Source organism: Shewanella sp. MF05956 (genome assembly GCF_059758055.1).
Genome location: NZ_JCAYNV010000011.1, coordinates 173,294 through 190,046 on the forward strand (window position 1 = coordinate 173,294; position 16,753 = coordinate 190,046).

Genomic DNA, 16,753 nt, shown 5'->3' on the forward strand with positions numbered 1-16,753 from the left:
AATCCCTTACTTAAAACGGCTTCAAAACAACGCAACTGACGTTGTAAATTTACTTAATACAGTCTTTATTATTGTTTATCACTCTCGAGATAATATTGTTGAATTATTTGCACATGGGCTTATTTTTGCTTAAATAACCTGTATTAACGCAAACAACTATATAAATTAACACCCGCGGCTGCAACCAATTACTGACCAATAAGAGTAATTACTCAACACTTTGTGTACCTTAATCACAGTTACAGATTAAATAAGCTATCTCGCAGCATGTTTAGCTTCTATCACTTCAAATACTTTTTTATCGACCGCTTTATTATCGTATTGCGCCAATATTTCTGTCGACGGGCACACTAATAGCGCATCTTTAAGCAATAAATGAATTTTTTGTTTAGAAAAAGCCAACATGTTGGCCTCGAAAATCGCTAGCATTGCACCGTAAACACTGGTGTTCCATTGCTCTTTATAACGATCGGCAATACGCCACAATGTATCTGAATTATCTTTGACAATTTGGCAATTATCGGATGTTCTTGGCTGTAACACGGGTTCGCTAACAGTATTCGTCTTAACCGCTTTTACCGCATTGTTTTTAACCACAGTAACCGCGACGTGATTTGTCACATCTGCTTCTACTGGCCTAGGTGCGTTGGTTGGTTGATTACTCGAACTCGGTAACGGCTGAGCCTCAATAAATGCAGCACTCGTAAATGAAAGTGGCGCATCAAATAAAGCTAATACCGCTAATAATACCGCTTTGTTTTGCTGGTTTTCAGTAATCACTAACTGCGCATAACGGTCTGTGACGAGCTTTTTGCCATTGAGTTGCACTAAAAAACGATTAATCGGTTGTATCGATAACCTTTGTTGTTGCATGTCTCCATCAACTTGTTGGCGTATATAAAAACTAAGTTGTGACAAATCATCATTTTGTGCCACAACATTCACTTTTAATCGCGGTTGCTGGTTCAACTCTGACTGACGACTATTAATGCTGACATGATTGACTTGCGCTAACGCTTGTTGAGCATTAACACATAATCCGAATACCAAGAATAAGACCCTATAAAGTCTTTTACGCATAACACTTACCCTATCTCTTTGATGACACTTAGAGGTAAACTGATCCACAATCCCTAATAGAATTGAAAAATGTGAAACCCTATGCCCGTGTTTGTTGAAGTCGCCTTACCCGTCCCATTACGCCAAAATTTTAGTTACCGCGTAAAAGACGAACAGCAAACAACACTGCAAATTGGGTTGCGCGTTAAAGTGCCGTTTGGGCGCCAACAACTCATAGGGTTAATCACCGCAATCACCGACACTTGTGATTTAGCACCGCAACAAATTAAATCTGTTACAACCGTGCTAGATGATGCCCCATTACTGCCCGACTCGCTATATAAATTAACGCTTTGGGCGGCAAGATATTACTTTACTTCGCAAGGTCAAATGCTCAGCCAGGCCCTTCCCGTCGCCCTGCGTAAAGGCCTCGATGCTACACCACAAGCCATGGTTGAATATCATTTAAGCGAACAAGGTCGCCAAGCAGACTCAAGTGTTCTTAAACGCGCTCCAGCACAAAAAAAACTGTTCGATTTATTGCTGGAAAACCCGCTAACTCAAGATGAATTTACCACCCAAGCATTAAGTAAATCTGCGCTTAAAGCATTGCAAGATAAGCAATGGATTGAACAAAAAAGTGCAGTCATTACTCACGACTTAAGCTGGCGTCAGCACCTCATCATGAACGAGTCGCCACACAAATTAAATAAACAGCAAGCCGTAGCGGTTTCTGTACTCACACAACAACAACAACAAGGGTTTCATTGCACCTTACTAGAAGGGATTACGGGATCAGGTAAAACCGAAGTCTATTTAACCTTACTCGAAACCATTTTAAAACAAGGCAAACAAGCGCTTATTTTAGTGCCCGAAATCGGCTTAACCCCACAAACTATCAATCGCTTTAAACGCCGGTTTGAAGTCAAAGTGGCGGTGATTCATTCAGGATTGACCGACAATCAACGGCTTGAAGCCTGGCGACAAGCACGCGTTGGTGAAGCGGCGATAATTATTGGCACTCGTTCGGCGTTGTTCACCCCCATGGCGTTTCCTGGTCTTATTATTTTAGACGAAGAACACGACAGCAGCTTTAAGCAGCAAGAAGGTGTGCGCTACCACGCCCGAGATCTAGCCGTAATGCGCGGGCATTTAGAAGATATTCAAGTGGTGCTTGGTTCTGCTACACCCTCACTTGAAACCCTACAAAATGCGTTGTCTGGCCGTTATCATCACCTTGAATTAAGCGAGCGCGCGGGAGCTGCACAAAAAGTCAAACAAGGCATCATCGACATTACCTCGCAGCCCTTAAAAGCCGGCATGTCAGCCTCGTTAATTAACGAAATGCGCATGCACCTTGATGCAGGCAACCAAGTATTACTGTTTTTAAACCGTCGCGGCTTTGCCCCTGCGTTGTTGTGCCACGAATGCGGCCATTTACATGAATGTGACCGTTGCGATGCTTTTTTTACTGTGCATCAAGGTTTAAACGAAATTTGCTGTCACCACTGCGGTAATCAATATGCTATCCCTAAACAATGTCACGAATGCGGTAGCACCATGTTAATGGGACATGGTTTAGGCACTGAACAACTCGAGCAAGAGTTAATTAAGCTTTTTCCTAAACATCCGGTTGTGCGTATCGACCGCGACACCACTCGGCGCAAAGGCTCCCTTGAGCAACAATTACAAGGGATTTACATGGGAAAATATAAAATTCTGGTTGGCACCCAAATGCTGGCTAAAGGGCATCACTTTCCCGATGTGACTTTAGTGGGGTTATTGGATGTTGACGGTGCGTTATTCAGTGCCGATTTTCGGGCGCCTGAGCGTTTTGGTCAGCTATACACTCAAGTATCTGGCCGTGCTGGTCGCGCCGACAAGCCTGGCAAAGTCCTGCTGCAAACCCACCAAAGTGACAACCCTATTTTGCGCGATTTGCTACAACGGGGTTACGGCGAATTTGCCCGAAGCCAGTTAACTGAGCGCCAACAAGCACTATTGCCACCCGCATGGCACATGGTGTTAATTAGAGCGGAAGCGCATTTAGCACAAGACGCGGACGCTTTTTTAGCCCAAATAAGTCAACTTATTCCGCAAGATAAAGATCTTGAAATTATAGGCCCCATACCTGCACCATTAGATCGTAAAGCAGGAAAATATCGACGCCAATTAATGCTACAAGCCAAAAGCAGGAATCGATTACAAAGCGTATTTGAACATGTATTAACTCAAATTGAACAACTACCTGAGGGTAAACGCTGCCGCTGGACCATAGATAGAGATCCGCAAGATTTAATGTAAACCACGTTATAACTGGCAATCGACTACACGAATATGGGTAATACACTTCAGATAAATTGCTATTCAAGTTTAATTAAACAAAAAAACCAATATTTCCGCTAAAGCAGATAGCAATTTCACCCCATAAACGGCTAAAATACGCGGTTCCGTCATGTCATTCATTTAACGAATTAGTGCAAGCAAACGCCCATGAAATCACATATTGAATCTTTACTAGAACAAACCCTCGAATCTTTTAAACAGCAAGGTATTGTGCCTGCTGATTTTCAAGCGCGCATTCAGGTCGATCGCACTAAAGATAAAAGTCATGGTGACTTAGCGACTAACCTTGCAATGATGCTGACCAAAGTCGCGAAGAAAAACCCACGCGAATTAGCCCAACTGATTATCGACACCTTACCTGCATCATCTCACGTTGCTAAAGTCGAAATTGCTGGCCCAGGGTTTATTAACTTTTTTATCGACGACAATGCATTAGCAGATCAGCTACAACAAGCATTAAACGATGACCACTTAGGCGTGACCTTACCGACTAAGCAAACTATTGTTGTCGATTATTCATCGCCAAACCTAGCTAAAGAAATGCACGTAGGTCACTTACGCTCAACCATTATTGGTGACAGCGTGGTCCGTGCACTTGAGTTTTTAGGCCATCACGTGATCCGTCAAAATCACGTTGGCGACTGGGGCACGCAATTCGGTATGCTATTGGCATACATGGAAGAGTTACGCGCAGCCAATGGCGAACAAGCCAAAATGGAATTGTCTGACCTAGAAAGTTTTTACCGTGCAGCCAAAGTACGCTTTGACGAATCGACAGAATTTGCCACCCGTTCACGTCAGTTAGTGGTTGCCTTGCAATCGGGCGATGAATACTGCAATAAGCTTTGGCGTGAGTTTAACGACATTTCACTCAACCACTGTCATGATGTCTATAAGCGTTTAGGTGTGAGTCTAACTCGCGCTGATGTTCACGGCGAAAGTGCTTATAACGCAGACCTTGCTCAAGTGGTTAAAGATTTAGATGCCCAAGGTTTATTAACCGAAAGTAACGGCGCTAAAGTGGTATTCCAGGAAGAGTTTCGCACCAAAGAAGGCGAGCCATTACCGGTTATTATTCAAAAAGCAGACGGCGGCTACTTATATGCCACCTCTGATTTAGCCGCCATGCGTTACCGCTCAAACGTACTTAAAGCCGACCGCGCGCTGTACTTTGTCGACTTACGCCAGGCGCTGCATTTCCAACAAGTATTTAATCTTGCCAAACTCGCTAAATTTGTACGTGCAGACATGTCACTAGAGCACACTGGCTTTGGCACTATGAACGGCGAAGATGGTCGTCCATTTAAAACCCGTTCAGGCGGTGTCGTTAAACTAGTCGACTTATTAGATGAAGCTAATGTGCGTGCACTTGAACTTGTTCGCAGCAAAAATCCAGACATGGACGAAGCTACACTCACTGAAATCGCCCGCGTAGTCGGGATCAGCGCAGTTAAATACGCTGATTTATCTAAAAACCGCACCAGCGATTACATTTTCAGCTTTGAGCAAATGCTAAGCTTTGAAGGCAATACCGCCCCATACCTACTGTATGCGTATACTCGCGTAGCCGGTATTTTTAAACGTGCTGAAGACATCGATTTAAGCCAGGCTAAAATCGTTCTTGAACACGAAAAAGAAAAAGATTTAGGCACCAAGTTAGCCCAGTTTGGTGAAGTGCTTACCCGCATGACAGACAAAGGCTTACCACATGTACTGTGTGGTTACCTGTATGAACTTGCGAGCGAGTTTTCAAGCTTTTACGAAGCCTGCCCAGTTTTAGCGGCAGACACGGAAGCGCAAAAACAAAGCCGTTTATTGTTATCGCAATTAACCGCTAATACGCTAAAAACCGGCTTGTCATTGCTTGGCATTGAAACTTTAGAGCGGATGTAATCATGAGTCGCGACTACGCAAACCGCAAACCCAGAGCAAGTAAACCGAACAAAAGCCGTGCGCCAAAGCGTAAAAAAGCACCTGCGCGTAGCTTTCCGTATTTGCCTGTATTTGTTGTGTTAGCGCTTGTTGCCGGCTTTGGCTATTTTTTATGGTCGATAAATGGCAGCTCAGAAACTCAAGTCACTGAACCTGCACAGCAACCAAAAAAGAAAATCGTACAAGCTGAAACTAAAACTAAAGCTGCGCCAACACCGGCAGCCAAAAAAGTGGTTAAGCCAGATCCAAATGCATTACCGCCTAAGCCACAAGAGAAATGGACCTACCTTGAAGAGCTAGAAAACAAAGAAGTTGAAATTGATCTGCCCTCAACCGGTGTGGTGTCCAGTGGTATTTATCAAATGCAGTGCGGCTCGTTTAGACAAGAGTCACAGGCCAATCAAATGAAAGCCCGTATTGCCTTTCAAGGTATGGAAGCACAAGTTCGTCGCAGTGAAGGCACTAATGGTATTTGGTACCGCGTAGTATTAGGTCCGTTCCCGAACAAACGCGAAGCTGAAACCAACCGCCATAAAATGCAAAAGTCAGGCATTAACACCTGCCAAATTTGGTTATGGCAATAGCACTAATCAGGCTCTAAACGCGATAAACATTCATCAGCCCTGTTCACTCGAACGGGGCTTTTTTTATACTGTCCTTGATATCTATCATTTTGACCCCATATCCAATTTAATCATGAATCAACAATTGCATTCGTTGATGCATTTAAAGAGGATTTACCGTGACTACTATCGTATCCGTACGCCGCAACAATCAAGTTGTCATCGCTGGTGATGGCCAAGTTTCTTTAGGCAATACCGTCATGAAAGGCAACGCGCGTAAAGTGCGTCGTTTGTATCATAATAAGGTATTAGCCGGTTTTGCTGGCGGTACTGCCGATGCATTTACTCTTTTTGAGCGCTTTGAAGCCAAGCTCGAAATGCATCAAGGCCATTTATTAAAATCAGCCGTAGAGCTTGCCAAAGATTGGCGCAGTGACAAAATGCTCCGCAAACTCGAAGCGATGTTGGTGGTAGCTGACACTGAATCATCATTAATTATTACCGGTAACGGTGATGTGGTTCAGCCAGAACATGACCTTATTGCCATTGGCTCTGGCGGAAACTATGCCCATGCAGCTGCCTTAGCATTGCTGCAAAATACCGAGTTAAGTGCAGAAGATATTGCCGAAAAATCGTTAACGATTGCTGGCGATATATGTGTGTTTACCAACCAATTTAAAACCATCGAAAAGTTAGACTACTAATTCGAGCGTAAATAAAGGAACCGTTATGTCTGAGATGACACCTCGTGAAATTGTTCACGAACTAGATGCACATATTATCGGCCAACAAAATGCTAAACGCTCGGTTGCAGTCGCACTTCGTAATAGATGGCGTCGTATGCAATTAGAACCTGCACTTCGCCAAGAAGTCACCCCAAAAAATATTTTAATGATTGGCCCAACCGGTGTCGGTAAAACCGAAATTGCCCGTCGTTTAGCTAAGCTAGCGAACGCGCCTTTCATTAAAGTCGAAGCGACTAAATTTACCGAAGTGGGCTATGTCGGTAAAGAAGTTGAGCAAATCATCCGTGATTTAACAGACTCTGCGGTTAAAATGACCCGCGAGCTGCAAATGAAAAAATGCCGTCATCGTGCAGAAGAAATGGCCGAAGAGCGCATTTTAGATGCCTTATTGCCTAAGGTAAAAGATGACTGGGAAACAGAGAAAAAAGATGAGTCGAACACCCGCCAAATTTTCCGTAAAAAACTACGTGAAGGTCAGCTAGACGACAAAGAAATCGAAATTGATATTGCGGCACCGCAAATTGGCGTTGAAATCATGGCTCCTCCAGGCATGGAAGAAATGACCAATCAGCTACAAGGGTTATTCCAAAATTTAGGCCAAAGCACGTCTAAACGCAAAAAGCTTAAAATTAAAGATGCCTACAAGCAGTTAGTTGAAGACGAAGCCGCAAAGCTGGTCAATCAAGAAGACCTAAAAGAGCAAGCTATCGAATTAGTTGAACAAAATGGCATTGTGTTTTTAGACGAAATCGACAAAATCTGTAAGCGCGGCGAAAGCTCAGGCCCAGATGTGTCACGTGAAGGTGTACAACGTGATTTACTGCCTTTAGTTGAAGGTTGTACTGTTACCACTAAACACGGCATGGTAAAAACTGACCATATTTTGTTTATTGCTTCTGGTGCATTCCAGATGTCTAAACCGTCTGATTTAATCCCCGAGCTTCAAGGTCGTTTACCGATCCGTGTTGAATTAGACGCCCTTACAGCAGCCGACTTTAAACGTATTCTAACAGAGCCATTTGCATCACTCACTGAACAGAGTATTGCATTAATGAACACTGAAGGTGTAACCATAGAGTTTACAGAATCTGGCATTGATCGCATTGCAGAAGCCGCATGGCAGGTTAACGAGCGCACTGAAAACATCGGTGCACGTCGTTTACATACTGTGATGGAAAAGCTGATGGAAGAGATTTCTTACGATGCCTCTGAAAAATCAGGCTCTACCTTTGTCATTGACGCACAATACGTTAACGACCACCTTGATACCTTGGTACAAGATGAAGATTTAAGCCGCTTTATTTTATAAGCACGCGGTAAACGGGTGACACTTGTCGGTTTGTTACCAACGAGGGTAACGTGAATGTGTTGATACGAATCGACATCACGAATGCAGGTTCAAACAATAGGATTAACAGCAAAGTCGCGTATGATGATAATCTGCGATTTAGCGTTAATCCTTTTTTTTATAGGTATTCCCATGACCCAATCAACGCCTACTGTTAGCGGCATTAAACTGAAGCGTCAATCTAAGTTATTAGAAGTCACTTTTGATAACGGCCAAACCTACAACATCAGTTGTGAAATGCTCCGCGTATTCTCCCCGTCTGCTGAAGTACAGCGTCATGGTGACCCAATATTGGTCACTCATAAGAAAGCCGTTAATATCAAGGCTCTTGAACCTGTTGGACATTATGCGGTAAAAATCACTTTTGATGATGGCCATGATACAGGTTTATATTCTTGGCAGGTGCTATATAACTTATGCAGTAATCAAACTGAATTATGGCAACAGTATTTAGCCAGATTGCGGGCAGAGAAAGGTTCACGAGAACCACTGATTGATATGAATATTAAGTATTCGTGATGACGGTACGTTTTAACGATAGACGTTTATTTCAACACTATATTTGCATAAATTTACTCATCGCGATCAGCAATTGACACTCAAACGATTATGCTTAGTCATCGTCTTCACTCGTATCGAGGTGTGTATGAAACAGTCAATTCAATTTCCGATGATTAAAGTTATATTGATCGGATTAGCAATTATAAGCTTGAGTGCTTGTGCACCACGAGCTCATCATGGACACGCAAAAGCGCCTACTAATAAAACGACGGTAACTAAAGTGGTCGTTGTTAAACCAGCGGCATATCGCGTCGTTAATGTTAATAACGTTCATCAAAAGGATGTTGTTATCATTCTAAAGCGTTAAATTACTCGACTATAAGTGCCAGCTATTTTGCTGGCATTGTTGAATGATGGGTATGGTTAATTATCGATGAATATTTTTAACAATGGCCTGCGGCCACTAACGTCGTGGCGCTTCGCCCACACCAGACTAAGAGGAAACCAACGGCTGTTCCCTCTTAGAACTCCCAGCCGCCCCGCAACATTTTCAAACTGCGAAAAGGTCGCAATGGGGATTTATCTAACTTTTAACGTCGTTTGTAATCGGCTTCGGCCTTATTCGAAAATGCTAACGCTTCCGATGGTACATCCTGTACCGCGAAAGCTAGCCTGACGTCCTGTCAGGCTCACGCTATTTTCTTCAACGTCCTCAAGTTCAGAGTTGAATTTGTATATTTTCAGTTAAACAAACTCATTTCAACGCCAAAGCTTGTTATCTCTAATTGCCAATATCATAATATATTTAATGATTTAACTCATTGATAGCTTAAAACGGTATTGAAAGGTGTGTTATGGAAACAATGTTAACTAAGGCAGCAAAAAATTTCCTGTCGAAATTCGAAGAATTAATATCAACAAGTAATTGGCCTTATTTTTACTATGAATGGGCGATACTTTTGCGCATCAGGGATAAACAGTTCATTCAATCCAAAATTCATGATGAATCACATAACTACCCAAAGGTGCATCAAATTCTGCAGGCTATAAAAACGTCGATAGAACAACCAAATGAAAAACTCTACCCAGAAGTACTGCAAGAGTGGATCAATGATATGTCTAAGCTTTGTCTTGAGGTTCGAAATAGAAATAATGAGTTTAATATTAAACACTTGATGAAACGGTTAGAGGAAGGAGGACACTACAGTCAAGATGTCCCAAAATACTATCAACTATGTGTGGAGGGGTTCAGAAAGGTGGGTCGTATTTGCGAGATGTATCCGTCAGGATCTTCAATCATAATCAAAGCTGCTGACTTCGGTTCCCACCTATCCGCCAGAGGGGGAATGAGCGATTCACAATACCTACAAAAATTACTTGATATGGATGTAGAAAATCTCACAAAGAAAGCTATTCAGCTCATTCACCTCGCAGCAAATCAAAAAGAGAGTAAGACATTAGAGTTCAAGTCTTCCTTCGTTTATGACATAAAGGAAAATCGACAGAATAAATTACTAAAAAAGGAATGCACCAAGACTATAGCGAGCTTCCTCAACTCACTCGGAGGTATATTGCTCGTGGGTGTCGACGACAAAGGAAAAATACTTGGACTAGCGAAAGACATAGAATACTCGAATAATAATGACGATGAATTTATTCTAAGCTTCAAAGACGCTGTGAAGAATTCTTTAGGTGTTAGTGTGTCAAATAATGTTGATTGGTCATTAGAGGATGTTGGTGGGTGTAAAAAAGTACTTATAGTAGAAGTAAAACCAGCGACCTTCCCCTGCTGGCATGGCAAGGAATTTTTCGTAAGAAATAATCCTTCAAGTGATAGAGTTTTGTCAGAACAAGATTTTAACAAATACACAAGTAGCAGATTTGATAGTTCTAGTGAGTACTTCGGAGTGCTAGATTAAAAAAATCTTTTTACACCATTGCCATATTAATATTTTTTCTTAACGTTTACTCTCCAAAACAAGCTCCCAACTACCTGATTTAATAAAACAAAAATGCCAGCATCTCTGCTGGCATTTTTAATTCAACGATTAACTAGTTCAAGCTTATAGCGCGGTTTGGAAAATCACGCTGTCGGCTTTCTTAGTGTAAGAGTCGATTTGATCGAAGTTCAAGTAACGGTAAGTGTCAGCTGCAGTTGCATCTAACTCTTTAGCGTAGTTTTGATACTCTTCCACTGAAGGTAAACGACCTAACAAGGCTGCTACAGCGGCTAGCTCAGCTGATGCTAAGTAGACGTTTGCGCCAGTACCTAAACGGTTAGGGAAGTTACGTGTTGAAGTAGAAACAACCGTAGCACCTTCAGCAACACGTGCTTGGTTACCCATACATAGAGAACAACCAGGGATCTCGATACGAGCACCGACACGGCCGAAGATTGAATAGTAACCTTCTTCCGTTAACTGGTCGCGGTCCATCTTAGTCGGTGGCGCAATCCATAAACGTGTTGGCAGTGTTTTAGCAAACTTGTCTAACATCTTACCGGTGGCACGGAAGTGACCGATGTTTGTCATACAAGAACCCACGAACACTTCGTCAATCTTAGTTTGAGCAACGCTTGATAATAGTACTGCATCATCAGGATCGTTTGGTGCACAAAGGATTGGCTCTTTGATATCGTTTAAGTCAATTTCGATAATTTCAGCATATTCTGCATCTTTATCGGCTTCCATCAACTCAGGGTTAGCAATCCACTCTTGCATAGCGGTAATACGACGTTCAATCGTACGACGATCGCCATAACCTTCACTGATCATCCACTTTAACATCACGATGTTAGAGTTTAAGTATTCAATGATTGGCTCTTTGTCTAGCTTAATAGTACAGCCAGCTGCGCTACGTTCTGCTGATGCGTCAGACAGTTCGAATGCTTGCTCAACTTTCAGTTTTTCAAGACCTTCGATTTCTAATACGCGACCAGAGAAAGCATTGATTTTGCCTTTTTTCTCAACGGTCAATAAGCCAAGTTCGATAGCTTTAAGCGGAATAGCATGTACAAGATCACGCAAGGTGATGCCTGGCTGCATTGTGCCTTTAAAGCGAACCAAAATTGACTCTGGCATATCAAGAGGCATTACACCTGTTGCAGCAGCAAATGCCACTAGACCAGAACCCGCTGGGAACGAAATACCAATTGGGAAACGAGTATGCGAGTCACCACCAGTACCTACGGTATCAGGCAGTAGCATACGGTTTAACCAAGAGTGAATAACACCATCACCTGGACGTAATGCTACGCCGCCACGGTTCATGATGAAGTCTGGTAATGTGTGGTGCGTGTCAACGTCAACTGGCTTTGGATAAGCCGCTGTGTGACAGAATGACTGCATGGTTAAATCAGCACTAAACCCTAAACAGGCTAAGTCTTTTAACTCATCACGTGTCATTGGACCGGTAGTATCTTGCGAGCCCACTGAGGTCATCTTAGGTTCGCAGTACTGGCCAGGACGAATACCTTTCACGCCACATGCTTTACCCACCATTTTCTGTGCAAGGGTAAAGCCCTTGTTAGTCACAACAACATCTTGTGGACGTACGAATACGTCTGACGCTGGTAACCCTAAGGTTTCACGTGCACGGTCAGTTAAGCCACGACCGATGATCAATGGAATACGACCACCAGCACGAACTTCGTCTAACAATACGTCAGTTTTTAGTTCGAACGTAGAGATAACTTCGTCAGTACCGCCACGCTTAACTTCGCCAGTGTATGGATAAATGTCAATGACATCGCCCATTTCCATTTTATCAACGTTTAGCTCAATCGGTAATGCACCGGCATCTTCCATGGTGTTGAAGAAAATCGGTGCAATTTTATTACCTAAACAGAAACCACCCGCACGCTTGTTAGGCACATTAGGGATATCATCGCCCATGAACCACAATACAGAGTTAGTCGCTGATTTACGTGAAGAACCGGTACCAACAACGTCACCCACGTAAACTAATGGATGACCTTTAGTTTTAAGCGCTTCGATTTCTTTAATTGGACCCACTTCGCCAGACACGTCAGGTACGATACCGTCACGGGCGTTTTTCAGCATAGCAAGTGCATGCAATGGGATATCTGGACGAGACCATGCATCTGGTGCAGGTGACAGGTCATCAGTGTTGGTTTCGCCAGCCACTTTAAATACCGTTAACGTCACTTTGTCAGCAAGCTTTGGACGGTTTAAGAACCAATCTGCATTTGCCCAAGCTTCAACAACTTGTTTAGCCGACTCATTGCCAGCTTGCATTTTCTCTACCACGTCGTGGTAAGAATCAAACATCAACAACGTGTTTGATAATGCTTTTACTGATAAGGCTGCTAATGCTGGGTTGTCTAACTGAGCGATTAACGGCTCGATGTTATAACCGCCCTGCATAGTACCGAGTAATTCAACGGCACGTTCAGCTGATAATATAGGTGATTTTACAGTGCCTTTGGCCACTGCATCTAAGAATGCCGCTTTCACGTAGGCAGCTTCATCAACACCTGGTGGAATACGGTTTTCTAATAAGTCGAGGATTAACGCCTCTTCACCCGCAGGTGGAGTCTCAACTAATTTTACTAATTCAGCCACTTGTTGTGCATCTAATGGCTTAGGGACTACACCCTCTGCAGCACGCTCTGCGACGTGTTTACGATATGCTTCTAGCACGGCAACATTCCTCTTTGTTTGACGCCTGACGGCGAAACTCAACGCACACACTGTTACGCTGATAATTCCACAGGTTCGGGCTTGAAATCCGACATTCAGTATACTACAGCTTTATAAAAGTATGAATCAGCTCACACTGTTAGAGGCATGAAATCAACTCGATTTATCTAGCTAACAATCAATTTAATCGCTTCGTGAATAAATTTAAATTAGACAATAGTTTGAAACGAGCTAAAAAACATTTTAATACATCATGTTATGCCACACCCACCGATTAAACTGTGAGCAAAAAAATATCGACTTTTTATGATGAAATATTTTTTAAAAAGTCTGTTTTGATTGTACCTAAACACTAACATCGCGATAATTAGCCGCAAAGTGAATACCTTTAAGGAGTCAATGCAGTGTCTACCCAAATAAAAGCGGTTATTTTTGATATGGATGGAATTTTAATCGATTCTGAACCCGCTTGGCAGTTAGCCGAACAAACGGTATTAAACAGCTTTGGACTTAACTTGACCCTTGAAGAGGTTGAGCAAACCACAGGACTGCGGATTGACCAGGTTGTAAGTTATTGGTACCAGCGTTATCCATGGCCAAATTATGATAATACTGCCGCAGCAAATAAAATTGTTAATGAAGTCATTGCGCAGATCAATACCACAGGCAAACCAATGCAAGGCGTGATTGAGTCACTCGAAGCGTGCAAACGACTTGGCCTTAAAATCGGTTTAGCAACATCGTCGTCATCGCGAATTATTCACGCCGTGCTCGATAAGCTCGCCATTGGCCATTATTTTGAAGCTCTCGAATCTGCTGAAAATTTAGCTTACGGTAAGCCGCATCCTGAAGTGTATTTAAATTGTGCTAACGCGCTCGGTATTGCGCCAAGCCAATGCATTGCCATTGAAGACTCGTTTAATGGCTTAATTGCAGCCCGAGCAGCAACGATGCAAACCGTTGCTATTCCGGCGCCACATACGGTTAACCAAGCAAAATGGGTAATTGCCCATCATAAGCTAGCTCACGCAGGATTATTACCCGCGCTGCTAGGGGCCTAGGCCGCTTCGCGGAGAGTGCACTTCGCTTCTAGGGCGGACTTCGTCCTGCTAGGAACAACTTCGCTGCTAAGATTTTATAGCCTCTAGCAGCGAAGCGCTCTAGCCACTAGGCTTTTTAGCTCGTAAGCCTCTAGGCTTTTGGCTTAGATAGACAGCTTAAAAGTTTTTGCCTAAAAACAGATAAAATGCGGTATCACCTCGGTCTGACACCCCTAAACCAAGTGCTGCCGGGCCCCAATCAGTATCCGTTCCTAAATACAGACTGCTGGCATAAATAAGATCGTTTATATTCATTTCACTGCGTTCAAACCACACATTACCGCCTTCTAAACTGGCACCTAAATACAAAGGTAAATCGGTAATCAGTACATCACGGCCTAGGTCATATTGGTAAATAACGGCACTGAATATTTTATGCGCGCCCACCAGCGTGTCTTTACGGTAACCCGATAAATTTAAAAAACCACCGAGTTCAGCAACGTGTAGAGTGAAGTTACCGTCATTTTGGGTGGTTGCCAGTTCAATTTTACCCACAATGGCATGATTACCCAGCTTTAACGCGCCTTTCCAGTCGGCTTCAAATTGCCAGGCCAAATCGTCACTAAAAGTATTATCTGAACTTGTAGCGCCACTATACGACTCATCCCTTAGGTAACTGGTAAAGGTAAAGCGATTACCATCTGTAGGGAAACTAATACTGTTTAACGTATCATAAGTGACTTTTAAGTAGGCACCGGTTGAATGGTAATTGATTGAGTTTTGCGCGCCAACTTCACTTTTTACCTGACCATTTTCACCGACAAAACCTAACTCTATCACGCCATCAGAATCATAATTATAACCAAGACCCAGCTCTAATTGAGCCACGTTATTTTCCAGTAATAAATAGCTGCTGTCTTGATCCACTAAGTCCCAGTCACGCATTTGATATTGTAAGCGTGACAGGCTATAAAATGTTTGGTCTCGATCAAGTGGTTGATAAAACTCAGTGGCCACTAACTTACGGTAGCCTAGCTCAATTTCATTACGCCATTCTCCCCCCATTTGGGTTAAATCGGTCATGGTGTAAGCTAAACTCAGAGTAATGGCGGAATCTAAACTAAAGTCATCTTCCCAGTTAAAACCGGCTTGAAAATAATTAGGCCCCCACGACTTGGCGCGAGTAGTAATGGTGATAATCCGGCCTTTTTCAACGTCTTCAAATTCTGCATCAACACGTTCAAATTTATTTAAGGCATAGACTCGATTTAGGGCGGCAGTTAAATCATCTTTAGTCAGTACATCGCCTTTTTTAATGTCTAGACGCTCACGCAATAGTTTTTCACTAACTTTAGATTGGTTATCAAAAGCAATTTTATAAATCGGCTTTTTAAGCGGGTCACGCCACAATAAACTTTGTTGCTGTTTATTGGTTTGATAAGCTAAATATGCGGGTTCTTTTATGCCCAGCGTCTTGAGTTTTTCAAGTTGAATATTGGCAGCATCTTCGCCCAATTTTAATGCTAATGGCATAATTGAAAAATCAGTAGTGCTTAATACATCAATGGCTGGACGAATTAAAATATCACGCTCTGTTAATAAGGTTTTTTGGCGGGCTGTGCTGGCTTGAGTCAAAATGGTCGAGAGTTGTTCTAACACCGCAACGGTACTGTCTAATCTATCTTGGCCAACTAAGGGTGAACCAATATCAACAGCAATGACAATATCAGCGCCCATAGCTTTGACCACATCAACCGGCATGTTGTTTGCGATGCCACCATCAACCAATAAACGACCATCAATAATGGCCGGTTGAAGCGCACCTGGTACGGTTGCCGAGGCTTGCATCGCTTGCACCACACTGCCACTGGATAATACTACCGCCTCGCTTGTGGCTAAGTCGGTTGCCACTGCACGGTAGGGAATAGCGAGATCGTCAAAGTCACCAAATTGTTCCACTAAGTCAGTTGAATGCCTTAACAATAACGACATACTTTGGCCACGCAATAAGCCGCTTGGCGAGGTTAAGCTGTTGTCGTTATAACCCACCGTTAATGGAATATTGAATTGGTCGCGTTGTTGCTTATCGCGGTAGCTTAAACTCTCTCGAGGAATGGTGTCAGAATAGCCTTTTGACCATTCGCCGTTAAGCATGATTTTTTCTATTTGGTCTGCGCTATAGCCTAATGCATACATGCCAGCAACATAGGCACCAATACTGGTTCCAGCAATGTAGTCGACAGGGATATGGTGCTTTTCAAGCACCTTTAACACACCAATATGCGCGGTTCCTTTTGCGCCACCACCACTGAGCACGAGGCCAATAGTGGGTCTTTCTTTTGCTGTTTTAGGTGCTGCGATTGCGGGTTGTAATACCACACTAAAGCAGAGAACACTCAGCAAAAACCAGCTTAGCTGATTAAGGCGCAAAATTGTTTGCATAAATCATTCCGCAATTAAGTAAAAACAACGCATTCTAACAACATTTAACCAATACCCAAACTAATTGACTCTGGCTAAGTCATTAATATGACTTATTGAAATAGGCATCATTCAA

12 protein-coding genes are annotated in these 16,753 nt (G+C 42.9%); 9 read left to right on the forward strand and 3 right to left on the reverse strand.

What is annotated here, in order from left to right; all coding sequences use genetic code 11:
- Positions 1-255 precede the first annotated feature (255 nt).
- Positions 256-1,080, reverse strand: a complete 825-nt coding sequence (locus AC19MX_RS13770; RefSeq protein WP_498298781.1) for a FimV/HubP family polar landmark protein — start codon at positions 1,078-1,080, stop codon at positions 256-258.
- A gap of 81 nt (positions 1,081-1,161) precedes the next feature.
- Between AC19MX_RS13770 and priA the strand changes: the two genes are divergently transcribed.
- The 8 genes from priA to AC19MX_RS13810 all read left to right on the forward strand — a co-directional run bounded on the left by priA (position 1,162) and on the right by AC19MX_RS13810 (position 10,414).
- Positions 1,162-3,363 (forward strand): primosomal protein N', encoded by a 2,202-nt coding sequence (gene priA / locus AC19MX_RS13775; protein WP_498298783.1) that lies wholly within the window; start codon positions 1,162-1,164, stop codon positions 3,361-3,363.
- A 189-nt stretch (positions 3,364-3,552) separates the two neighbouring features.
- Positions 3,553-5,298, forward strand: coding sequence for an arginine--tRNA ligase (gene argS, locus AC19MX_RS13780; protein WP_498298785.1), 1,746 nt, complete (start codon positions 3,553-3,555; stop codon positions 5,296-5,298).
- Positions 5,299-5,300: 2 nt separating this feature from the next.
- Positions 5,301-5,921 (forward strand): SPOR domain-containing protein, encoded by a 621-nt coding sequence (locus AC19MX_RS13785; RefSeq protein WP_498298787.1) that lies wholly within the window; start codon positions 5,301-5,303, stop codon positions 5,919-5,921.
- Between the two features lie 158 nt (positions 5,922-6,079).
- Entirely contained in the window at positions 6,080-6,604 is a 525-nt protein-coding gene (gene hslV / locus AC19MX_RS13790; protein WP_432400813.1) for an ATP-dependent protease subunit HslV, read from the forward strand.
- A 25-nt stretch (positions 6,605-6,629) separates the two neighbouring features.
- A complete protein-coding gene (hslU, locus tag AC19MX_RS13795) occupies positions 6,630-7,955 on the forward strand; it encodes an ATP-dependent protease ATPase subunit HslU (protein WP_432400811.1) in 1,326 nt (441 codons plus the stop codon).
- A 171-nt stretch (positions 7,956-8,126) separates the two neighbouring features.
- Entirely contained in the window at positions 8,127-8,513 is a 387-nt protein-coding gene (locus tag AC19MX_RS13800; protein WP_432400809.1) for a gamma-butyrobetaine hydroxylase family protein, read from the forward strand.
- A 127-nt stretch (positions 8,514-8,640) separates the two neighbouring features.
- Positions 8,641-8,862 carry a hypothetical protein gene (locus AC19MX_RS13805; protein ID WP_498298789.1) on the forward strand — a complete coding sequence of 74 codons (222 nt, stop codon included), beginning with the start codon at positions 8,641-8,643 and terminating at the stop codon, positions 8,860-8,862.
- A gap of 487 nt (positions 8,863-9,349) precedes the next feature.
- Positions 9,350-10,414, forward strand: a complete 1,065-nt coding sequence (locus tag AC19MX_RS13810) for an AlbA family DNA-binding domain-containing protein (RefSeq protein ID WP_498298790.1) — start codon at positions 9,350-9,352, stop codon at positions 10,412-10,414.
- A gap of 144 nt (positions 10,415-10,558) precedes the next feature.
- Here AC19MX_RS13810 and acnB read toward each other — a convergent pair whose 3' ends face one another.
- Positions 10,559-13,156, reverse strand: a complete 2,598-nt coding sequence (gene acnB / locus AC19MX_RS13815; RefSeq protein ID WP_432400803.1) for a bifunctional aconitate hydratase 2/2-methylisocitrate dehydratase — start codon at positions 13,154-13,156, stop codon at positions 10,559-10,561.
- A gap of 404 nt (positions 13,157-13,560) precedes the next feature.
- Between acnB and hxpB the strand changes: the two genes are divergently transcribed.
- Entirely contained in the window at positions 13,561-14,217 is a 657-nt protein-coding gene (hxpB, locus tag AC19MX_RS13820; protein ID WP_498298791.1) for a hexitol phosphatase HxpB, read from the forward strand.
- A gap of 156 nt (positions 14,218-14,373) precedes the next feature.
- Here the strand turns inward: hxpB and AC19MX_RS13825 are convergent, their stop codons facing one another.
- Positions 14,374-16,638, reverse strand: coding sequence for a patatin-like phospholipase family protein (locus tag AC19MX_RS13825; protein ID WP_498298793.1), 2,265 nt, complete (start codon positions 16,636-16,638; stop codon positions 14,374-14,376).
- Positions 16,639-16,753: the final 115 nt, after the last annotated feature.

Excerpts from the sequence above, each read along its gene's own strand:
- AC19MX_RS13805 (WP_498298789.1), top strand. The coding sequence starts at position 8,641 with ATGAAACAGTCAATTCAATTTCCGATGATTAAAGTTATATTGATCGGA.
- AC19MX_RS13810 (WP_498298790.1), top strand. The coding sequence starts at position 9,350 with ATGGAAACAATGTTAACTAAGGCAGCAAAAAATTTCCTGTCGAAATTC.
- AC19MX_RS13825 (WP_498298793.1), bottom strand. The coding sequence starts at position 16,638 with ATGCAAACAATTTTGCGCCTTAATCAGCTAAGCTGGTTTTTGCTGAGT.
- AC19MX_RS13785 (WP_498298787.1), top strand. The coding sequence starts at position 5,301 with ATGAGTCGCGACTACGCAAACCGCAAACCCAGAGCAAGTAAACCGAAC.
- hslU (WP_432400811.1), top strand. The coding sequence starts at position 6,630 with ATGTCTGAGATGACACCTCGTGAAATTGTTCACGAACTAGATGCACAT.
- AC19MX_RS13800 (WP_432400809.1), top strand. The coding sequence starts at position 8,127 with ATGACCCAATCAACGCCTACTGTTAGCGGCATTAAACTGAAGCGTCAA.
- argS (WP_498298785.1), top strand. The coding sequence starts at position 3,553 with ATGAAATCACATATTGAATCTTTACTAGAACAAACCCTCGAATCTTTT.
- AC19MX_RS13770 (WP_498298781.1), bottom strand. The coding sequence starts at position 1,080 with ATGCGTAAAAGACTTTATAGGGTCTTATTCTTGGTATTCGGATTATGT.
- priA (WP_498298783.1), top strand. The coding sequence starts at position 1,162 with ATGCCCGTGTTTGTTGAAGTCGCCTTACCCGTCCCATTACGCCAAAAT.